Genomic DNA, 19,939 nt, shown 5'->3' on the forward strand with positions numbered 1-19,939 from the left:
TACCTGTCTCAAACCCCACCCTCGCTGACTGTCACGATTTCAGACCCGCCACTGTGACGAACAATCCACTCGTTCGGACACGCAGCATCGCAACAGCGACCCGTCTGAATCACAGCGTAGGACAAGTGCGGGATTTTGAAGGGAAATTTATGGCGTATAAATCATCTGCGGGAGATGTGCTGCGGTGTGGGCGTGACGTGGTTATAGAGCCGTGTGCGAGTTTGGCTGATGTTGACACCGGGGTTGCGTTCGGCGGGCTACTGCAGCATTCCTGGGACCGGGTGCGAGGTCCCGGGAATCCGCTGAAGGAGCACCGATCAAACCCGACGCCCTTGCACCTCATCCAGATTCGCCTGCCAGTCCTTCTGCGCCGTGTTGGTGTGTTCGGGTATCGGCGCCTTGAGCAGCAAAAAGTAGGCGACCGCCGAGAGCAACGCCACGATGGCGCTGACCGCAAAGGCCGTGGCGAAGGTGCCGGAATATTGCACGCTGAACCCGGTGACGATCGGCGCGATGGAGCCTGCGATGTAGCCGCCGAAATTCTGGATAGAACCCAGTGACGCCACGCGTTTGGTGTCGACTACGGTGTTGACCACCATCCACGCCGTGGCGCTGGACAGGTTGATGCCGAACAGCGCCAGGCAGAGCAGGGCGACGCAACCGCTCAGGCCGGTAACGAAGGTCAATGGCAGGGTGAAGACCGCAGCGAACACCAGCCCGCCGATCACTGTGTATTTGCGGCTGTTGAGCACACCGACGCCGCGCTTGACCAGCCGATCGCAGATGCGTCCGGCGGCGATGGTGCCAATCGCGCCGAATACATAGGCGAACGACACCACCCAGGCGGTTTGATAGGGGTCAAGGCCGTGTTCTCTCTGGAAGTAGCCGGGCAGCCAGGTCAGGTGCAACCAGAGCATGTAGATGACGCCCATGAAACCGAGGAACGTGCCCCAGGTGCTGCGGTGCTTGAACAGGTCCAGCCAGCCGGCGAAGAACGAAGCCTTTGGCGCAGCATCGGCCTGAACCACCTGAACGGCCGGTTCACGGCCCTCAGCCGCCAGCGCCTTCAGGTACTGCGCGCGGCTTTTGTAGAACACCAGCCAGCACAGCGACAGGACGATGCCGAGCACACCGGTGATGATGAACATCCCGCGCCAGCTGAAGTTGACCATGAACAGCGTCAGCAGCGGCGGCGCCAGGCACGGCCCGATGCAGGTCGCCGACCAGACGATGCCCGTCGGGGTGCCGCGCTCGTGCTCCTCGAACCACTCGTTGAGGGTTTTGGCGGCTGACGGAAACATCGGTGCTTCGCCGATCCCCAGCAGTACGCGCAGGGCGAAGAAGCCGCTGAAGCTGTTGACGAAGCCCGATGCCGTCTGCGCGAGGGACCACACCATCAGCGCGCCGCCCAAGGCGATCTTGCTGCCGAGCTTGTCGATGATCATGCCCATCGGCAACTGCGCAAAGGCATAAGCCAGCGAAAACGCCGACAACAGAATGCCCATTTCGGAGGGGCTGATGAGCATGTCTTTCTGAATCGTCGTGTTGGCGATGGACAGCGCGCTGCGGTCCAGATAATTGACGATCCCGAACAGCATCAGGAAGACGATGGTGATCGTCTGGTAGGTCTTTAGGGATTTCATTGCGCACCTTTTTTATTGTTGTAAGGGCTTGAAAAGCTTCCCGGCTAAAGCCGGTCCTACCAGGAAAACGCGGTGCAGCAGGCGACGCATTTCCCCTGTGGGACCGGCTTCAGCCGGGAAGGGTCCGGTTTGGGCACCATCCATGTTGCGGTGTGACGCTGGAAAAGCTTCCCGGCTAAAGCCGGTCCCACTGAAACCCAGACAGCTTCCCGGCTGAAGCCGGTCCTACCAAGGCAGCCTGTTCTGTCAGGTCACCGCACCGATGTGCCACGGCACAAATTCGTTTTGCCCATAACCGTGTTGTTCGCTTTTGCTGCGGGCGCCGGAGGCAATGTCCAGCATCATCTGGAACACGTATGCGCCGCGTTCTTCGATTGTCGTCGTGCCGTCGGCGATGCCGCCGCAATTCACGTCCATGTCTTCCTGCTGAAATTCGAACACGCGGTTATTCGTCGCAAGCTTGATCGACGGCGTCGGCGCGCAACCGTAGGCGGAACCGCGCCCGGTAGTGAAGGCAATGAGGTTGGCGCCGCCGGCCACTTGCCCCGTGGCAGAGACCGGGTCGTAGCCCGGTGTGTCCATGAACACCAGGCCTTGGGCGCGGACGGCTTCAGCGTATTCATACACGCCCATCAGGTTGGTCGAGCCGGCCTTGGCCACCGCGCCCAGGGACTTCTCCAGAATGGTCGTCAGCCCGCCGGCCTTGTTCCCGGCGGACGGGTTGTTGTTCAGCTCGGCGTTCATGCGCCGGCAGTAGTCTTCCCACCAGTGAATGCGCTGAACGAGCTTTTCGCCGATGGCCTGACTGGCCGCCCGCCGCGTCAGCAAATGCTCGGCGCCGTAAATCTCCGGGGTCTCCGACAGAATCGCCGTGCCGCCCGCCGCCACCAGCCGATCCACCGCATTGCCCAGCGCCGGGTTGGCGGTGATGCCGGAGTAGCCGTCGGAGCCGCCGCATTGCAGGCCGACGATCAGGTGCCGGGTGCTGACGGTCTCGCGGGTGACCCGGTTGGCCTGGGGCAACAGCGATTGCACCTGGGCGATGCCGCTGGCGATGGTCTTCGACGTGCCGCCGGTGCCCTGAATGGTGAAGGCGCGCAGTTGGTCACTGGCTTTCAGGCCCTGACTGTCGAGCATGTCCTGAATCTGGTTGGTCTCGCAGCCCAGGCCCACCACCAGCACCGCCGCAAAGTTCGGGTGCACGGCGTAGCCCGCGAGGGTCCGGCGCAGCAGGTCGATGGCCTCGCCCTTGGAATCGATGGCGCAGCCCGAACCGTGGGTCAGCGCGACCACGCCGTCGATGTTTGGGTAGTCCGCGAGTGCCTCGGGGAAGATATCGCGGCGGAAACGGTCGGCGATGGCCCGGGCCACGGTGGCCGAGCAGTTCACCGAGGTGAGAATGCCAATGTAATTGCGCGTCGCGACACGGCCGTCGGCGCGCACGATGCCCTGAAAGAACGCTTCGGTTTTCGGCGTTTCGTGGGCATCGACGCCAAAGGCGTAGTCACGGGAGAAGTCGCCCATCTCGACGTTGTGCACATGCACATGCTGCCCGGCTTCGATGGGCTGTGAAGCGAAGCCGATGATCTGGCCGTAACGCCGCAGCGGCTGACCCTGCTCGACCCGAACCGCCGCGACCTTGTGCCCGGAAGGAATCGGCTGCGAGACGGTGACGTTTTCTTCGTCCAGGTGCGTGCCTTCGTTGAGCGCCTGGCGAGCGATCAGCACGTTATCGAGGGGATTCAGGCGGATGAACAGCGCGCTGCTGTCGAACGCAGGCGTTTTGGCGATGAGTTCCATGCGGCCTCTCATGACGGTGGCGGCCTGCATCAGCGGGGCGAGACGACGGCTTGCGTCGGGGTCGGCCCCGTGGCTGGCCGGTTATTGTTATTCACGACCTCTCTAGCAGCCGCCCCGTAAGTGCGGACGTTGCTGGCCGATTTTCAGCCACTCTATGAAGCCGGTGGGTAATTTCCCAATGAAAGGTTTCGATTGAGCGATAACGCGGGGTTATCGATTCGTCCGACCCTCTTCGACTTTAGAAACGTGAGCTCAGGAAAGCGAGCAGTGCCTTCACCGCTGCCGACATCGGCCGGGCTTTCGACGTCATCAGGCCAAGATTGGCCATGCTCAACGGCAACTCCACCGGCAGAATGGCGATCATGCCGTAGCGTGCGTAGTGCCGGGCGACGTCATTGGGTACCACGGCGATCATGTCCGAGGATTCCAGCATCGAGGTGGTCGCCAGAATCGAACGGGTTTCGATGATGTCCAGGGGCTCAATCAATTGCGCTGCCTGCAATGCGTTCTCAACCTGGCGCCGCATGGGGCTGCCGATGGGGTGAAGGATCCAGGTCAGCGGCGCCAGCTCCGTCAGGGTCAGGTTGCTGTGGTTCACCAGAGGGTGCTGCGGCCGGGCGATGATGCGCATGCGTTCGCCCTGTTCGAACAGCTGAATATCGAGGCTCTGGCCGTCGAGCTGATCGGGCAGCCGGCCCAGCACCACATCGAAATCGCCGCGAATCAGTGCCGGTATCAATTCATCGCTGGTGCCGACTTCCAGGGCGATGCGCACTTTCGGGTGCGCGGCCTTGAACGCCAGCACGCCGCGGGTCAGCAGCGTCGGCACCGTGCCCATCACCGTGCCGATGCGCACCATCCCCGTCGCCCCGCGTGCCAGCTCGGCCAGCTGCGCTTCGGCGTATTCGAACTCATGCAGCGCGCCCTGGGCGTAGCGAATCATCACCTCACCGAACAACGTCGGCTGCATGCCGCGCGGCAAGCGTTCGAACAGTTGCACGCCAAGGCGCTCTTCCAGCTGTTGCAACAAGAGGCTGGCGGCGGGCTGGGTGGTGTGAATGGCGGCGGCAGCTTTGCGCAGATTGCCCAGTTCGCCCAACGCGTTGAGCAACGCGATCTGCCGGCTGGAGATTTTCAGCGTCGGGAAAGGGCCAGGCAGATCGGGGGAGGGTGGTGAATCTGACATATCGGATTTGATATCGATGATTAGGATTTGGCGATTATGCCTGTATCGCAAACCGTCCTACAGTCGCATGTCCCTGTGGGAGTGACCGGGGTGGCGTTCCACCTTGCTCGTGAAGGCGTCTTACCTGCTACGAATTTGCCTGATACGCCGCTTTCGCGAGCAAGCTCGCTCCCACCCCCGTCCATCTTGCTACCCATAACAAGAGTCCACCATGCAGATCACGTCCATTTCCGTCCGCGACATCCGCTTTCCCACCTCCCTGTCCCTCGACGGCTCCGACGCAATGAACAGCGCGCCGGACTATTCCGCTGCCTATGTCGTGCTGCACACCGATTCACCGGACGGGCTGGAAGGCCACGGCCTGACGTTCACCATCGGGCGGGGCAATGAGATCTGCGCCGCCGCGATTCACTCCCTGGCGCCCTGCGTGGTGGGGCTGAGCCTGGAATCGATCACTGCGGACATGGGCGCGTTCTGGCACACCATCACGGCCGGCGACAGCCAATTGCGCTGGTTGGGGCCGGAAAAAGGCGTGATCCATCTGGCCACCGCCGCGCTGGTCAATGCGGTGTGGGACCTGTGGGCCAAGGTCGAGGGCAAGCCGGTCTGGAAGTTGCTGGCCGACATGACCCCCGAGCAGTTGGTGAAATGCCTGGACTTCAGCTACGTCACCGACGCCATCACCCCCGAAGAAGCCATCGCTCTGCTCCGCCGCCAAGTGCCGGGCAAAGCGAAGCGCGAGTCGCAGATGCGGGAGGAGGGCTATCCGGGCTACACCACCGCGCCGGGCTGGCTGGGTTATTCAGAAGAGAAAATGCGCCGGCTGGCCCGCGAAGCCGTGGCCGAAGGCTGGACCCACATCAAGCAGAAGATCGGTGCGGACATCGAAGAAGACCTGCGCCGCGCCGCGATCCTGCGGGACGAACTGGGCTGGGAACGCACCCTGATGATGGACGCCAATCAGGTCTGGAGCGTCGAGCAGTCGATCAGCAACATGCGCCGTCTGGCGGCGTTCGAGCCCTGGTGGATCGAAGAACCGACCCACCCCGACGACATCCTCGGTCACGCGACGATCCGCCAGCGCATCGCGCCGATTGGCGTGGCCACCGGCGAGCATTGCCACAACCGGGTGATGTTCAAGCAGATGTTCCAGGCCGGCGCGCTGGATTTCTGCCAGCTCGACGCGGCACGGCTGGGTGGGCTGAACGAAGTGCTGATCGTGTTGCTGATGGCCGCGAAGTTCGACATCCCGGTATGCCCCCACGGTGGCGGGGTCGGGTTGTGCGAATACGTGCAGAACATCTCGCTGTTCGATTACATCGCCGTGTCCGGCTCCCTGGACAAACGCGTGCTGGAATACGTCGATCACCTGCACGAGCATTTCCTCGATCCGGTGGTCATCCGCCGCGGCCGCTACATGCCCCCGCAACGGCCGGGGTACAGCATCGAAATGCACGCCGAGACGCTGGAGCGCTATCAGTATCCCAATGGCGCAGTGTGGGTGGACCTGGCGAACCGATAATCCGACTGTAGGAGCGTGGCTTGTCCCGCGATCGGCGGGGAACCCGTCGTGGCCCGCCCAACGCGTTTTTCCAGACACAGCGCGTTGCCAGGATTTACGGGGACTGCGTCCCCGATCGCGGGGCAAGCCACGCTCCTACAGGTTATGCACGTTGCGGCAACAGGCAACCCCATGTCGCTGTGGACACGGGCCTTTACCCGGCATGACCGGTATGATCCGTCGCATCTACCCGACCACGGTGCGACATGAATTCCCCCGAGCCCGGCAACGTCATTCCTCCCGCCACTCCTTCCGCAAGCGCCCCCGTCACGCCGCCGGAGCGTGATCGCCTGTCGGCTTCGCTGCTCGGCGGCGGCTGCGAGCCTGACCCGCGCTTCACCCTGGCCAATGAACGCACGTTTCTTGCGTGGATCCGCACGGCATTGGCGTTCCTGGCGGGCGGCATCGCGGTCGAAGCCTTCACCAGTGACGTGTTCAGCCCCGGCCTGCGTCGGGCTGTGGCGCTGTCGTTGCTGGTGCTGGCCTTGCTGGTGAGCGCCAGTGCCTGTGTGCGCTGGCTGAAAGTCGAACGGGCGATGCGTCAACGCAAGCCGCTGCCGTTGCCGGTGCTGGTGCCGATTCTGTCGATGGGGGGCGCGTTGGTGGCGGCGGGGCTGATCGTCTTTCTGATTTACGGCGCGTCGTGAACCGGCGCGGTCATGCCGTGCCGTCGACGCCATTGCGCCACGACGATCCCGGTCTGCAGCCCGAACGCACACTGCTGGCCTGGCGCCGCACGCTGCTGACGTTGATCGGGGTGTGCATTCTGTTTTTGCGCTGGATTCCGCCGTTTGGGTGGGTGGCGCTGCTGCCGGTCATTATTTCGTTGATGGCGGGCCTCCTGATCCAGATCGGCCTCAACGCGCGCTACCGCAAAAGCGCCCGGGGCATTATCCACGAGCGAATTCCGCCGCCATTGCGTGAAGTGGCAGTGCTGGGTTGCACAGTGATGGTGTTGAGTCTGGTGGGGATTGTTGCGGTGGTGTCTGGCTGAATCAGGGGATCGGGCTCAACACTCCCTTCAGCAGGACCGGCCTCTTCCCGGCTAAAGCCGGTCCTACGAACACCGCGTATCTCGTAGGACCGGCTTCAGCCGGGAAGGCGGTTTAGATGGCACGCCGCGCGTTTTAGTGGGACCCGCCGGTAGAGGGGACTGATTTATTTACAGCGCTTCACCGTAAATTAATCTGTCCCCGGTGGATCAAGACATTGTGGCTCAGCAGGACCTGTCTCTTCCCGGCTGAAGCCGGTCCTACAATGCCGGGTGACTCAATACGCCGCCACTAACCCATCCTTCCTCGGATCGGTCCCGCCCACATACCCATGGGCCGTGCGCTGGATGATCTGCGCGCCGCCGAAGGCAAACACGCCGCTGGGGTCTTCCACTTCCACGTCGTGGCCCTTGGCGCGCAGCGCTTCGATCACCTGCGGATCAAACGAGCGCTCCACTGCGACCTTCAGCCCGGACTCAATACGCCAGCGCGGCGCGTCGGCGGCGGCCTGGGGGTTCTGCTTGTAGCGCAGGATGCGCAGCATCATCTGCAAATGCCCCTGCGCCTGCATCGGCCCGCCCATCAAGCCGAACGACATCAGTGGCGTGCCGTCGGCGTTCATCACAAAGCCCGGAATGATGGTGTGAAACGGTCGCTTGCCCGGTGCCACGGTGTTGACGTGATCAGGGTCCAGGGTAAAACCCGCGCCGCGATTCTGCAGGCTGATGCCCGTGCCCGGCACCACCACACCGGAACCAAAACCCATGTAGTTCGACTGGATGAACGAGACCATCATGCCGCTCTCGTCCGCCGCCGACAGGTACACCGTGCCGCCAGCCTTGGGTGCGCCGTGCAGCGGGTCTTCTGCCTGTTCGCCGACCAACGCCGCGCGGTCGCGCAGGTAGGCCGGGTCCAGCATGTGTTCAGCGGCGACGCGCATGTGGTCGTTGTCGGCGACGTGCTGGTTGAGATCGGCCAGCGCCAGCTTCATCGCTTCCAGCACCGGGTGCACGGTCTCGACGCTGTCCACCGGCTGCTCGCCCACCCCCAGCGCTTCAAGGATGCCCAGACCCGCCAGCGTGGCGATGCCCTGACCATTCGGCGGCAGCTCGTGGACCACGGCGCCGGCGTACGGCACCGACAAAGTATCGATCCAGTCCACCCGATGGTTCGCCAGATCCTCAAGGCTCATGACGCTGCCATTGGCGTTGGCGTGAGTGATCATCGCTTCGGCCAGCGCGCCGCGATAGAACGCCTCGCCCTTGGTGTCAGCAATCAGCTCCAGGGTGTTCGCGTGATCTTTCAGCGTGACTTTCTCCCCGGCCCTCGGCGCTTTGCCGCCTTGCAGGAAGCACTCGGCAAAGCCGGGTTGATCCTTCAACAACGCGGCGCCGCGACGCCACAGTTCGGCAATGATCGGCGTCACCTGATAGCCGTCCCGCGCATAGCCGATGGCGGGTGCGGCGAGGGTGGCGAAGGGCAGCTTGCCGTAGCGCTCGGACAACGCGACCCAGGCCGATACCGCGCCCGGCACCGTCACCGAGGCCCAGCCGCGCTGGGGCATTTCCGGCTGACCGGCAAAGTGCTCCGGCGTCCAGGCCTGCGGCGAGCGGCCCGAGGCGTTGAGGCCCTGCAACGTCTTGCCGTCCCAGACAATGGCGAAGGCGTCGCTGCCGATGCCGCAGCCGGTGGGTTCGACCACGGTCAGCACCATGGCGGCGGCGATCGCGGCATCAACGGCGTTGCCGCCCTGACGCAACATGTCCAACCCGGCCTGGGCGGCCAGCGGTTGCGAGCAGGCGACCATGTTGTTGCCCATCACCGGCGAGCGGGCGGACGCGTAGGGTTGGCTGTAATCCAGATCATCGAACATGCAGTCGTTCTCTTCTTGGCAGTTGATCGGTTATAGAGGCGCAGCTTCGGCGTTTAAGCGCGACCGCCGTCAGCTTTTCGGATCGAGGGCATCACGCAGCCCGTCGCCCAGCAGGTTGAAACACAGCACCGTAATGTAGATCGCCACGCCGGGGGCGATGGACATCCACGGCGCCTGTTCCATGAAGTTCTTCGCAGTGTTGAGCATCGAGCCCCAGGACGGCGAGGGGGGTTGCTGGCCCAGGCCAAGGAACGACAGGCTCGCTTCCGCCAGAATCGCCGAAGCGATGGTCAGCGTCGCTTGCACCACCAGCGGCGAGAGCACGTTCGGCAGCACGTAGCGCAGGATGATCCAGCGGTCCGGCAGGCCGATGGCACGGGCGCCTTCCAGGTAATCTTCGTGACGGATCGCCAGCACCTGACCGCGGGTCAGGCGCGAGAAAATCGGCATCGCCGACAGCCCGATGGCAATCATCGCATTACTCAGGCTCGGGCCGAGAAACGCGCCCAGGGCAATCGCCAGCACCAGAAACGGACACGACAGCAGCGCTTCCATGATGCGTGAAATCACCGCGTCGAGCTTGCCGCCGAAGTAACCGGCCAACAGGCCCAGCGGCACGCCAATGACCATGGCAATCGCCACCGAAACCCCACCGGCCAGCAACGAACTGCGCGCACCCCAGAGCAGGCGGGAGAACAGGTCGCGGCCTAGCTCGTCGGTGCCCAGCCAGTAGATCAGCGACGGCGCCTTGCGCACGGCGAGGAAGTTGGCTTTCAGCGGATCATGGGGCGCAATCCACGGCGCCAGCAGCGCGGCGAGAATGAAGATGATCAGCACCACCGCGCCGACCACCGCGCCCTTGTTGGCGAGGAATTTCTTCACGAACGGCGAGCGGGTGCGCGGTCGCAATGGTTCTCTCAACGGCGCCTGGGAGGGCGCGTTCAGCGGCGCCGAAGGATGGGTCGCAATCGAAGTCATCAGGCAGTCCTCAGACGCGGATTGATCAGGCGATAGAGCACGTCTGCCAGCAGATTGAGCAGCAGAAAGCCGATCGCAACGCACAGCACCACGCCTTGCACCACGGCGTAATCACGGTTGAACACGGCATCGACAATCATTTTGCCGAAGCCGGGAATGCTGAAGACCTGCTCGGTCAGCACCGCGCCGCCGAGCAATTCGCCGAACAGCAGCGTAGTGAGCGTGACGATGGGCATCAGCGCGTTGCGCAGGGCGTGCTTCAAGATCACCGTGCGCGGGAACAGACCTTTGGCCCGTGCCGTGCGCACGTAGTCGGCGCGCAGCACTTCGAGCATCGCGCTGCGGGTGTGGCGCATCAGCACGCCCGACAGCCCGGCGCCCAGCACGAAGGCCGGCAGGATCAGGGTTTTCAGGTTCTGCCCGACGTCTTCACCCAGCGGCACAAAGCCCGAGGCCGGCAGCCATTGCAGCTTCACGGCGAAGATCATGATCAACAGAATCCCCAGCCAGAAGTGCGGAATCGAGATCCCCGACAGGGCAAACACGTTGGCCGCGTAGTCCACCGACGTGTCCTTGCGCACCGCCGAGATCACCCCCGTCGGAATGCCGATCACCAGCGCGATGATCAGCGCCAGCACCGCCAGTTCGATGGTCACCGGCAGCTTTGAGGCCAGCAGCACGGTCACCGGTTGCTCAGTGCGCAACGAGGTGCCGAAGTCGCCCTGCAGGACATTGCCGACCCAGTGCACATACTGCAGCGGCAGCGGGTCGTTGAGCCGGTATTTCTCGCGCAGGTATTCCATCACCGCCGGGTCGCGCTCTTCACCCGCCATGGCCTGCACCGGATCACCGGGCAGCAGCTTTTGCAGGGTGAAGACAAACAGCGAAACCAGGATCAGCGTCGGAATGGCACTGAGCAGGCGTCGCAGGATGAATGTCAGCATGACGAATCCTCGCGGCCGAAGCGGTTGTCCACGGGCGCCGCTGTCATTTGAAAGCGACGTTGTTCAAGCGAATCAAACCATCGGGGTTGGGCACGAAACCGGTGAGGTTGCTGCGCATGGCGATGATTCGCGGATCGAAGTACAGGTAGCTGGTCGGCACGTCTTCGGCGAGCAGGCGCAGGGCCTCGAAGTAGATGGCCTGACGCTGGGCCTGATCGTTCACGGTGCGCGCCTTGTTCAGCAGCTCGTCGAGTTTCGGGTCACAGAAATGCCCGTCGTTCTGGCCGCCCTTGCAGGTCACGAACTGGTGGATGTCGCCATCCGGATCAGGGCGGCCCGACCAGGCGCTCATGCCGATCTGGAAGTTGCCGGCCTGTTGCTCGCTGAGCAGCGTGGCGTATTCGGTGGCGATCAGATTGACCTTGAAGCCAGCCTCTTCGGCCATCGCCTGAATGATCTGGCCGACCTGCTGGGCGATGGGGTTGTTGGCGACTTTCAGCTCCACGGCGAGGGGCGTCTTGACCCCGGCTTCCGCGAGCAGTTTTTTGCTGGCTTCGACGTCACGGGTCGGGAGCGGCAAGTCCTTGTCGTAATACGGGCTGTTTTTCGGGAACGGCTGGGCGCTCGGCGCGTACAGGCCTTCGAACACCACCTGATTGATCGCGTCACGGTCGATCGCCAGCTCGAAGGCCTTGCGCACGCGCTTGTCCTTGCCCATCGGGGTGTTGGCTTTGTCGCCGTTGTTGGTGTTGTACATCAGCTGCATGTAGCCCAGGCCCGGCGTGCTGAACACCTGCACGTGGCTGTCGGCCTTGGCGGTCTTCACGTCGGTGGGCGCGACGCGTTCGATGATGTCCAGGTCGCCGGAACGCAGGTTTGCCAGGCGCACCGAGGTGTCCGGAATCGGCAGGAAAATCACCTTGTCGAAGTGGTACGCCTGCTTGTTCCAGTAGTTGTCGAAGCGCTCCAGCACGATGCGGTCCTGCTGCACGCGCTGAACGAATTTGTAGGGCCCGGAACACACCGGCTTGGAGGCCACGTCGGTCGCCGAGGCCTTGGGTGCGAGCATCATCCCGGCGCGGTCGGACAGTTGCGAGATCAGCGTCGCGTCGGGCTGCTTGACTTTGATCGCCACGGTTTTCGCGTCGATCACCTCAACGCTTTCCACCGACGCCAGCTCACTCTTGCGCAGGGAGTCGGGCAGGGTGCGCGCACGGTCGAGGTTGAACTTCACGGCGGCGGCATCAAACACCTCGCCGTCGTGGAAGGTCACGCCGTCGCGCAGGGTCATGGTCAGCGTCTTGCCGTCCTCGCTCCAGTTCCAGGCGGTGGCCAGTTGCGGCGCGTAGGTCAGGTCCGGATTGACGTCCACCAGCTTGTCGCACAGCGCGGTGTAGACCAGACGCCCCGAGTAGGTACGCGAGCGGTGTGGGTCGAGCATGTCAGGGTCGTCCTGAATGCCGATGCGCAGGGTGGTTTCGGCGACAGCCGCATTCGCAGCGAGCAGCAACAACGTGGTTGTCATCAGGTGGGCGAATTTCATGGCTGACTCTCCAGAGAAAGGGCTTGATGGCTTTTGAACAGGTTCAGGCGCTGGCTGTAGGCGGCGCTGGGCGTGGGCACGATCAGCGAACCGGCGCCGGCATTGGCGATTTCGCGCCAGTAATGGCAGGCCACCTGACGCCCCGGCTCGACGCTTTCGAAGAGCGGCTTCGCCTCGCGGCACAGCGGCTTGGCGTGGGGGCAACGGGTGTGAAAGCGGCAACCGGACGGCGGCTTGCTCGGGCTTGGCATGTCACCGCCGAGTAACGGCCGCGGACGGCGCAGATCGGGATGGCTGACCGGCACGGCGGCCATCAGCGCTTGCGTGTAAGGATGAAACGGCGTTTCGAACAGCGCGTTGACCGGCGCCAGTTCGACGATCTCGCCGAGGTACATCACCGCCACACGGTCGCTCATGTGGCAGATCACCGCGAGGCCGTGGGCGACGATCAGCAGGGTCAGGCCGAACTGGTGCTTGAGGTCTTCCAGCAGATTCACCACCTGGGCCTGCACCGAAACGTCGAGCGCCGACACCGGTTCGTCGCCGAGGATCAGCCGTGGTTCCGAGGCCAGCGCCCGGGCGATACCGATGCGCTGACGCTGACCACCGGAAAATTCGTGGGGAAAGCGGCTGCCGTGCTCCGGCGCCAGACCCACCGTGCGCAGCAGCTCGGCGACTTTGTCCTGACGCGCGCTGCGGCTGTCGTCGCGATGCAGCCAGATCGGCTCGCCGATGATCGATTCCACGCTCATGCGCGGGTTCAGCGAGGCGAACGGGTCCTGGAAAATGATCTGCAGATCGCGGCGTACCTGACGCAGCTTGTCGGCGGGCAGGTTGCCCAGGTTGCGGCCTTCATAAATGACGTCGCCAGCGGTGGGCTTGAGCAGGTTCAGCAGCACCCGGCCCAGGGTCGATTTACCCGAGCCGGACTCACCCACCAGCGCCAGGGTTTCGCCCCGGCGCACGGCCAGGGAAACCTCATTGACCGCCTGCACGGGTGGCTTCTTGCGCTGGAACAACCCGGCTTCGCTGTGAAAGTGTTTGCTCACCGCGATGCTTTCCAGAATCGGCTTTTCCAGCGCCGATTCAGCCACCCCGTTGTTCACGATGTGTGGGCCTGACAGGCTCATGCGCTGACTCCCAGATGCTGTTCAAGTGGCACACGAATGCAGGCGGCGAAATGCCCGGCGGAGACTTCCTGCAACGGCGGACGGGCTTCCCGGCAGGCAGCGATGACGAACGGGCAACGGCTGGCAAAGCGGCAGCCCGTAGGCATTTCAGCCGGCGTCGGCACACGGCCATTGATCGTTGCCAAACGCCCTTCGCGAGGGCCAACCGAGGGCATCGAGCCCATCAGGCCGATGGTGTAAGGGTGCTGCGGATCATCGAATAAGGTCTTCACCGAACCGCTTTCGACGACGCGCCCGGCGTACATCACGATGACCTCGTCGGCCACTTCGGCGACCACGCCGAGGTCGTGGGTGATGAGCATCATCGAGGTGCCGGTTTCGGCCTGGAGGCTGGCGACCAGCGAAAGAATCTGCGCCTGAATGGTCACGTCCAGGGCGGTGGTGGGTTCGTCGGCGATGATCAGCGCAGGGTCGTTGGCCAGTGCCATAGCGATCATCGCGCGCTGACGCATGCCGCCGGACAGCTCGTGGGGGTAAGCGTCGAGGCGTTGAAGGGCATCGGGCACGCGGACCTTTTCCAGCATTTCCAGCGCGCGCTGGCGGGCGGCGCTGGCAGACAGACCCTGATGGCGAATCACACTCTCGGCGATCTGGTCACCAATGGTGAACACCGGATTGAGCGAGGTCATCGGCTCCTGAAAGATCATTGCCATGCGGTTTCCGCGCACGTCCAGCAGGCGCTCGTCGGACATACCGATCAAAGGTTCGCCCAGCAGATTCGAGGCGCTGGCCTGGACGGTGGCGGTGTCGGGCAGCAAGCCCATCAACGCCATGGACGTCACGCTTTTGCCGCAGCCGGACTCGCCGACGATGGCCAGGGTCTTGCCCGGCTGAATGGCGAACGACACGCCGTCGACGACATTGGCCGGGGCATCCTTGAAGCGCACGGTGAGGTCGCTGACGCTCAATACCGATGGGGTGTTCGCGGGTGAAGCACTCATACGCTGGCCTCGAGGTCTTGCTGGATGACGTGATCGAGCGCCTGTTGCAGCGCACGCAGGTGCCCGCGCATGGCGGTGGCGGCCTTGGCCGGATCGCGGCTCTCGATGGCGCCGATGATGTCGTGGTGGTCGTGGCTGTAGGTGCTCAGGCGATCGGTGTTGCGGGCGCGCTGGCGCAGGTCGCGCCAGGCCGGGTCAAGACGAATGGCGTCGAGCATTTCGAAGATATCGAGCATCAGGCGGTTGCCGGCGGCTTCGGCGATCCCGCGATGCAGCGCGCTGTCCCACAGCTCGATGCCTTCGGCGTCGGGTTCGCTGGCATGTTGCTGGTGGGTGGTGCGCTCGGCGAGCCGGCGCAGGATCGCCATCTGTTCGCCGCTGGCGCGCAGGGCGGCCAGTGACGCCAGCGCCGGTTCCAGATAGATGCGCGCTTCCATGACCTCGCTGAAATTGGTCCGGCTCGACAGCTTGGCAAAGCTCATGGCCGCGCTCGGCGGGGTAGGGCCGACGAAAGTGCCTTTGCCCTGCCGCCGCCAGATGTGCCCCTCGGCTTCGAGCACCGCCAGCGCGCGGCGAATGGCCCGGCGACTGACGCCGAAATCCACCGCCAGGTCGCGCTCGGTCGGTAATGGCCGTTGCGGGAAGGCCGCCTGCTGCGCGACCAGTTGGCGCAACGCGTCGAGGGCCATCTTTGACGAAGTGTCGTGGGTTGCGTCGGTGTCGATGCTGTCCATCTGCGTCTCTCGTCACGGGGGTGAACCGGAGGCCATGGGCTGCGTGAAGCAGGGCCTGGCTGCAGAAGAGGAGTGCAATAGCGATGCCAATGAAAATTGGTTCACCCGCAAGGTCCGATGGCCGGCACAAGGGCAGGCGTGATCCCGCCGCTTCGGGCCAATTGGCAAAGGTTCGGAAGTCTGGTTCGCGAGGAGGAGCGGGATTGGTTCAGACGGGAAGCGAACCAATTTCGGGGGAGGGTCCAGGCAGGGCGCCTGTTTATGGTTCGGGTGCGTTATTAGGGGGCGCTGATTGGGGTGATTCTGGCCGAAGCCAGAATCAGCGCTTTATCAATCCCACTGCGGCGCAAGGCTGGCCGGGCTGGTCAGGCGATGGCCGCGGTCCAGCTGCGCAATCTGCGCCATGTCGTCCTCGGTCAGCGTGAGGTCGACGGCTTTCAGGTTGCTTTCCAGGTTGGCGCGTTTGGTCGACGACGGAATCACCGCGTAGCCTAGTTGCATGGCCCACGCCAGGGTCACTTGCGCAGGCGTCGCGTTGTGGCGCTGGGCGATCTGCTCGATCACCGGGTCTTTCAGCACTTCGCCGTAGGCCAGGGTCATGTAGGACGTAATCTTGATGCCGTGCTGTTGAGCGAAAGCAGCCACGGTACGGTTTTGCAGGTAAGGGTGCAGTTCGATCTGGTTGGTGGCGATGTTCTCGGCACCGACCGCAGCGATGGCTTCACCCATCAGCGCCACGGTGAAGTTGGAAATCCCGATCTCGCGGGTCAGGCCTTGCTGCTTGGCTTCCAGCAGTGCGCCCATGAATTCGGCGACAGGCACCTGGCCCTTCGGCGACGGCCAATGGATCAGCGTCAGGTCGACGTGATCGGTTTTCAGCTTGGCCAGGCTTTCCTTAAGGCTCGGAATCAGCTTGTCGGCGGCGAAATTGTCAGTCCAGATCTTGGTGGTGATGTACAGCTCATCACGGGACACGCCGCTTTGCTCGATGGCCTGACCGACCTCGGCTTCATTGCCGTAGATCTGCGCGGTGTCGATGACGCGATAGCCCAGCTCCAGGCCGTTGCTGACCGAGTCGATGACGACCTGATCTTTCAGGCGGAAGGTGCCGAGGCCAAATGCGGGAACAGTCATGGGAAAACTCCAGAGTTCAAGGGGGAAGGGGATTAACGAAGCAGACGCCCAGTATCCCGCGCCGGCTGGCAGGGAAAAACCACAGCGCGGGCACGGGAGTTTTGACGGGGGATCATGAATGCCATGAAGTTTCGGGCAGCGCTTGATCGTGATCGTTCAACGGGATGTGATTTCGGACGGCCTGTGGCGGTCACTCCCACAGGGTTCTGCGACCGGCTCCAGATCAGACATGCCCATCGCGTTTTACGAAATGCTTGTGCATGTCCGCCGTCAGCGCTTCCACCCGTTCGGTCAGCACTTTGGTCATTTCGGTGAGCCGGGTGTTTTGTTCCAGCAGTTCCAGCATCTGTGCGGTGTTTTGCGCCGCTCGCGCCATGCGTTCTTCATTAGCCGTTGCCAACGCCTCGCGGTGGAGCGCGTCGGCATCGGCGCTGGCCTTGTCGCGGGCAGCCTGTCGTGTTTGCGCGAGGAGAATGAGCGGTGCGGCGTAGGCCGATTGCAGGCTGAACGCCAGATTGAGCAGGATGAACGGGTAGAGATCGAATGACACCAGCCCGCTCAGGTTGGCGCCGACCCACAGCACCACCAGAAACGTCTGGGCGCCGAGAAAGGTGGGCGTGCCGAAAAAGCGCGCAAACGCCTCGGCCTTGAGGGCGAAGGCATCGGTGCCAAAGGTCGGCGCCAGGTGGGCGTGGCGTTTGTGAAAGCGCAGATGATCTGCCGGCGCAGCGGCAGCGCTCGGTTCGGCGGGCGAGGGGACGGGCGTGGGCGTGGCAGTGGGCATGATGCTTTCCTGAGGACAGAAACACCTGCCCACTATAGGCCCGCGCTCATTGGCGTTGTACTGAACCTCTGCTGAACCGGCGCGTGTCCCGGTTGCGCCGCGTCAGTCCACCGGCTCGGGGTACAGCGGTTTGGAACGCTGCATGATGCTGGCGTAGTCGTAAACGTACTGGCGGCCAGCGTGACTGGTCATGCGCAGTCGGTCGATCAGTTGTCGCTCTTTCTTGTTCAGGTATCTCAACCCGTGGTGGTCACTGGACTTGAGGCGATCACGTTCATGGGCGTCAGGGAAAGTGATGACGTTCGTCATGAAATATCTCCTTGGTTAAATCCGTGTCCCCGGCTCCGTGTTCCGGGGTTCACCCTTTGTGGTGCGACTGCGCACCTTACCCACAAAAACTCGGACGCTACAACCCTGCAAATGATCAGTGGGTCACAGGATTTGCGTGATCTCGAACAATTGACGGCTGCCGTTCACCACCACCTCCACCTCATCGCCATCGAACTTGCCAAGCAGGCTTTGTCCCAGTGGCGAACGTGCGGTGATCACCGTAATCACCTGCTCTTCGACCGTGAGTTTCAGCCCCGCCGCGTCAGGCGCGAGAAACAACCGCTGTTGCGCGCCGTTGCCTGCCTGAAGGGCAATGAGGTCGCCGGTCTGAATGCCGCGCTGTTCATCGAAGGGCTTGAGCACGAGATGGCGGCAGAGGTTCAGCGACTGGCGGATTTCTTCCACACGCCGCGCCTGACCCGCCGCCAGATAGGACGCCTCCAGCCCGAGCGTGTCGTACTTGTTCTCGGCGATGTTCTCTTCGTGGGTCGCGGTTTCGTACGCCGTTTGCGCGGCACGCACGGCCACATCGAGGTCGACCTGCAGTTTCTCGACGATGCACTGCAGGACGGTTTGCTTGTTCACGGGCATGGCGTATTCGGTGGCATGGAATGGCTCGACAAAAAGGGATTCAACCGCAGAACTGATAGACGCTCGCACGGCTTTTCTCGCTGGGCGCGGTCTGGTTCTGCTGCATCCAGAACTGGCATTTCGGGCCGTTGAAGCTGCGTTGCCGCTCCGCCTGCTCAGCCTCCTGGGTCTGCCGCGTTTCGCTGTCGCGCAGAATCTGCCGGTACTGATCGAACATCGGGTTATCAGTTTCGGGTTTTGGTCTGGCCGCGGGCGGGGCAGTTATCTGCGCCGCGGCATTGTTCAGTGCCTGGGTCTGCTCGGCGGGGAGCAGTTTATAGATCAGCCACAGGCTTAGCAGGACAGCGAGAACCCCCAGCCAGATGCCGGCGGCAATCGACAGGATCAGCTTGAGCGGGCGCAGCGTGACGGACAGTTCGCGTGGGTTGACGTACATGACAGACTCCAGACTTGTATGCATGTGGCCAGCAGTGGCGGCGATTGTCGCACGACCGGGGCTGGCGATTCTGCGCCGCAATGACGGACAATCGGTTTTTTTGAACATCCTCAGGGAGCCCGGATGAAAGCCTCTTGGGATATTTTCTGTAGCGTTGTCGATAATTTCGGCGACGTCGGCGTGACCTTTCGCCTGGCCCGACAACTGGTCGCCGAACACGACCTGCAGGTTCGCCTCTGGATCGATGACCTGAATGCCTTCGCCCGGCTGTGCCCGGGTGCCGATCCCCTGGCTGATCAGCAAATGCAGGATGGCGTTATCGTCTGTCGCTGGCCAGCGGCATGGCCCAAGACCTGGCAGCCGTTGCAGCTGCCGCACGTCGTGGTCGAGGCCTTTGCCTGTCGCCTGCCACCGGACTACATCGACGCCATGCTCGGGGCAGAGAAACGGCCGCTGTGGTTCAACCTCGAGTACCTGAGTGCCGAAGACTGGGTGTCGGGCTGCCACGGCCTGCCGTCGATCCAGTCTTCGGGCCTGCGCAAGTACTTCTTTTTCCCCGGATTCACCGCGAAGACCGGCGGGTTGTTGCGTGAAGCCGGCTTGATCGAAAAGCGCCAGACGTTCCAGGCCAATCCCGCCGCACGACAATCCTTCCTCCAGCGCCTGAACATCGCGCCCCACGCCGATGCGCGGCTGATGTCACTGTTTGCCTACGAACACGCCGGGCTCGGGAGCTGGCTGGATTGCCTGGCCCAGGCTGATTGCACTACCCATTTGCTGGTGCCTGAGGGCCGCATTCTGGGCGACGTTCAGCGCTGGTTGGGCGTGGATGAATTGACGGCGGGCGCCGTGCATGCGCGCGATGCCCTGACCATTCAGGTGCTGCCGTTCGTGCATCAGCAAGACTACGATTCGCTGTTGTGGTGCTGTGATTTCAACGTGGTGCGCGGCGAGGACTCCTTCGTCCGCGCGCAATGGGCGGGGCGGCCGCTGATCTGGCACATCTATGAGCAGGATGACGACGCCCACTGGGCCAAGCTCGATGCGTTTCTGGAGCTGTATCGGGGGGGGTTGTCGGAGGCTGCAGGGCAGGCGCTGACCGAGGTCTGGCGCAGCTGGAATGGCGGAACAGCCATGACTCAGGGCTGGAATGCGCTGGAGCAGCACACCGATGAACTCGCCGCCCATGCCCGGCGCTGGTGTCTGGAACAGGCCTTGCAGGAGGATCTGACGACTGCGCTGGTAAGGTTTTACCAAAGTTGGATATGATACGCGGCCT

At 63.2% G+C, this 19,939-nt stretch carries 19 protein-coding genes; 4 read left to right on the forward strand and 15 right to left on the reverse strand.

From position 1 onward, the window contains the following. Positions 1–317: 317 nt before the first annotated feature. The 3 genes from M1E04_RS07345 to M1E04_RS07355 form a co-directional block, all read right to left on the reverse strand. The gene (locus M1E04_RS07345) at positions 318–1,643 is read right to left on the reverse strand and encodes an MFS transporter (RefSeq protein ID WP_456292662.1); all 1,326 of its coding nucleotides are present in this window, start codon (positions 1,641–1,643) and stop codon (positions 318–320) included. A 246-nt stretch (positions 1,644–1,889) separates the two neighbouring features. Beyond that, on the reverse strand, positions 1,890–3,443 hold the full coding sequence (locus M1E04_RS07350; protein ID WP_456292663.1) for a UxaA family hydrolase: 1,554 nt from the start codon (positions 3,441–3,443) through the stop codon (positions 1,890–1,892). Positions 3,444–3,681: 238 nt separating this feature from the next. Further along, the gene (locus tag M1E04_RS07355; protein WP_456292664.1) at positions 3,682–4,629 is read right to left on the reverse strand and encodes a LysR family transcriptional regulator; all 948 of its coding nucleotides are present in this window, start codon (positions 4,627–4,629) and stop codon (positions 3,682–3,684) included. Between the two features lie 211 nt (positions 4,630–4,840). Here M1E04_RS07355 and M1E04_RS07360 point away from each other — a divergent pair, with 211 nt between their 5' ends. From M1E04_RS07360 to M1E04_RS07370, 3 genes are all read left to right on the forward strand, one after another. After that, positions 4,841–6,151, forward strand: coding sequence for an L-fuconate dehydratase (locus tag M1E04_RS07360; RefSeq protein ID WP_456292665.1), 1,311 nt, complete (start codon positions 4,841–4,843; stop codon positions 6,149–6,151). Between the two features lie 245 nt (positions 6,152–6,396). Next, on the forward strand, positions 6,397–6,837 hold the full coding sequence (locus M1E04_RS07365) for a YidH family protein (RefSeq protein WP_456292666.1): 441 nt from the start codon (positions 6,397–6,399) through the stop codon (positions 6,835–6,837). After that, positions 6,834–7,184, forward strand: coding sequence for a DUF202 domain-containing protein (locus M1E04_RS07370; RefSeq protein WP_456292667.1), 351 nt, complete (start codon positions 6,834–6,836; stop codon positions 7,182–7,184). Before M1E04_RS07365 ends, M1E04_RS07370 begins: the two co-directional genes overlap by 4 nt. Positions 7,185–7,459: 275 nt before the next feature. Here the strand turns inward: M1E04_RS07370 and M1E04_RS07375 are convergent, their stop codons facing one another. The 12 genes from M1E04_RS07375 to M1E04_RS07430 all read right to left on the reverse strand — a co-directional run bounded on the left by M1E04_RS07375 (position 7,460) and on the right by M1E04_RS07430 (position 18,660). Next, entirely contained in the window at positions 7,460–9,055 is a 1,596-nt protein-coding gene (locus tag M1E04_RS07375; protein WP_456292668.1) for a gamma-glutamyltransferase family protein, read from the reverse strand. A gap of 69 nt (positions 9,056–9,124) precedes the next feature. Next, entirely contained in the window at positions 9,125–10,033 is a 909-nt protein-coding gene (locus tag M1E04_RS07380) for an ABC transporter permease (protein WP_243842309.1), read from the reverse strand. Beyond that, positions 10,033–10,977 carry an ABC transporter permease gene (locus M1E04_RS07385; protein ID WP_456292669.1) on the reverse strand — a complete coding sequence of 315 codons (945 nt, stop codon included), beginning with the start codon at positions 10,975–10,977 and terminating at the stop codon, positions 10,033–10,035. Before M1E04_RS07385 ends, M1E04_RS07380 begins: the two co-directional genes overlap by 1 nt. 43 nt (positions 10,978–11,020) lie before the next feature. Further along, a complete protein-coding gene (locus M1E04_RS07390) occupies positions 11,021–12,520 on the reverse strand; it encodes an ABC transporter substrate-binding protein (RefSeq protein ID WP_456292670.1) in 1,500 nt (499 codons plus the stop codon). Next, positions 12,517–13,650, reverse strand: a complete 1,134-nt coding sequence (locus tag M1E04_RS07395; protein ID WP_456292671.1) for an ABC transporter ATP-binding protein — start codon at positions 13,648–13,650, stop codon at positions 12,517–12,519. Before M1E04_RS07395 ends, M1E04_RS07390 begins: the two co-directional genes overlap by 4 nt. Beyond that, a complete protein-coding gene (locus M1E04_RS07400) occupies positions 13,647–14,651 on the reverse strand; it encodes an ABC transporter ATP-binding protein (protein WP_192133746.1) in 1,005 nt (334 codons plus the stop codon). Before M1E04_RS07400 ends, M1E04_RS07395 begins: the two co-directional genes overlap by 4 nt. Next, complete coding sequence (locus M1E04_RS07405) at positions 14,648–15,385, reverse strand: FadR/GntR family transcriptional regulator (protein WP_065993032.1); 738 nt, start codon at positions 15,383–15,385, stop codon at positions 14,648–14,650. The genes M1E04_RS07400 and M1E04_RS07405 overlap by 4 nt, the downstream gene beginning before the upstream one ends. 330 nt (positions 15,386–15,715) lie before the next feature. Beyond that, complete coding sequence (dkgB, locus tag M1E04_RS07410) at positions 15,716–16,519, reverse strand: 2,5-didehydrogluconate reductase DkgB (RefSeq protein ID WP_410935612.1); 804 nt, start codon at positions 16,517–16,519, stop codon at positions 15,716–15,718. A gap of 223 nt (positions 16,520–16,742) precedes the next feature. Next, positions 16,743–17,303, reverse strand: coding sequence for a DUF1003 domain-containing protein (locus M1E04_RS07415; protein ID WP_065993039.1), 561 nt, complete (start codon positions 17,301–17,303; stop codon positions 16,743–16,745). Between the two features lie 102 nt (positions 17,304–17,405). Next, on the reverse strand, positions 17,406–17,612 hold the full coding sequence (locus tag M1E04_RS07420) for a hypothetical protein (protein WP_065993044.1): 207 nt from the start codon (positions 17,610–17,612) through the stop codon (positions 17,406–17,408). Positions 17,613–17,735: 123 nt separating this feature from the next. After that, positions 17,736–18,218: a GreA/GreB family elongation factor gene (locus M1E04_RS07425; RefSeq protein WP_456293158.1), complete on the reverse strand. Its 483-nt coding sequence runs from the start codon at positions 18,216–18,218 to the stop codon at positions 17,736–17,738. 46 nt (positions 18,219–18,264) lie between these two features. After that, a complete protein-coding gene (locus M1E04_RS07430) occupies positions 18,265–18,660 on the reverse strand; it encodes a hypothetical protein (protein WP_065993046.1) in 396 nt (131 codons plus the stop codon). 123 nt (positions 18,661–18,783) lie between these two features. On the opposite strand from M1E04_RS07430, the gene earP reads away from it, so the two are divergent. After that, a complete protein-coding gene (gene earP / locus M1E04_RS07435; RefSeq protein ID WP_456292672.1) occupies positions 18,784–19,929 on the forward strand; it encodes an elongation factor P maturation arginine rhamnosyltransferase EarP in 1,146 nt (381 codons plus the stop codon). Positions 19,930–19,939 lie beyond the last annotated feature (10 nt).

This window comes from Pseudomonas sp. AK106, from assembly GCF_053903055.1.

Excerpts from the sequence above, each read along its gene's own strand:
- M1E04_RS07345 (WP_456292662.1), bottom strand. The coding sequence starts at position 1,643 with ATGAAATCCCTAAAGACCTACCAGACGATCACCATCGTCTTCCTGATG.
- M1E04_RS07350 (WP_456292663.1), bottom strand. The coding sequence starts at position 3,443 with ATGGAACTCATCGCCAAAACGCCTGCGTTCGACAGCAGCGCGCTGTTC.
- M1E04_RS07355 (WP_456292664.1), bottom strand. The coding sequence starts at position 4,629 with ATGTCAGATTCACCACCCTCCCCCGATCTGCCTGGCCCTTTCCCGACG.
- M1E04_RS07360 (WP_456292665.1), top strand. The coding sequence starts at position 4,841 with ATGCAGATCACGTCCATTTCCGTCCGCGACATCCGCTTTCCCACCTCC.
- M1E04_RS07365 (WP_456292666.1), top strand. The coding sequence starts at position 6,397 with ATGAATTCCCCCGAGCCCGGCAACGTCATTCCTCCCGCCACTCCTTCC.
- M1E04_RS07375 (WP_456292668.1), bottom strand. The coding sequence starts at position 9,055 with ATGTTCGATGATCTGGATTACAGCCAACCCTACGCGTCCGCCCGCTCG.
- M1E04_RS07380 (WP_243842309.1), bottom strand. The coding sequence starts at position 10,033 with ATGACTTCGATTGCGACCCATCCTTCGGCGCCGCTGAACGCGCCCTCC.
- M1E04_RS07385 (WP_456292669.1), bottom strand. The coding sequence starts at position 10,977 with ATGCTGACATTCATCCTGCGACGCCTGCTCAGTGCCATTCCGACGCTG.
- M1E04_RS07390 (WP_456292670.1), bottom strand. The coding sequence starts at position 12,520 with ATGAAATTCGCCCACCTGATGACAACCACGTTGTTGCTGCTCGCTGCG.
- M1E04_RS07395 (WP_456292671.1), bottom strand. The coding sequence starts at position 13,650 with ATGAGCCTGTCAGGCCCACACATCGTGAACAACGGGGTGGCTGAATCG.
- M1E04_RS07400 (WP_192133746.1), bottom strand. The coding sequence starts at position 14,651 with ATGAGTGCTTCACCCGCGAACACCCCATCGGTATTGAGCGTCAGCGAC.
- M1E04_RS07405 (WP_065993032.1), bottom strand. The coding sequence starts at position 15,385 with ATGGACAGCATCGACACCGACGCAACCCACGACACTTCGTCAAAGATG.
- dkgB (WP_410935612.1), bottom strand. The coding sequence starts at position 16,519 with ATGACTGTTCCCGCATTTGGCCTCGGCACCTTCCGCCTGAAAGATCAG.
- M1E04_RS07415 (WP_065993039.1), bottom strand. The coding sequence starts at position 17,303 with ATGCCCACTGCCACGCCCACGCCCGTCCCCTCGCCCGCCGAACCGAGC.
- M1E04_RS07420 (WP_065993044.1), bottom strand. The coding sequence starts at position 17,612 with ATGACGAACGTCATCACTTTCCCTGACGCCCATGAACGTGATCGCCTC.
- M1E04_RS07430 (WP_065993046.1), bottom strand. The coding sequence starts at position 18,660 with ATGTACGTCAACCCACGCGAACTGTCCGTCACGCTGCGCCCGCTCAAG.
- earP (WP_456292672.1), top strand. The coding sequence starts at position 18,784 with ATGAAAGCCTCTTGGGATATTTTCTGTAGCGTTGTCGATAATTTCGGC.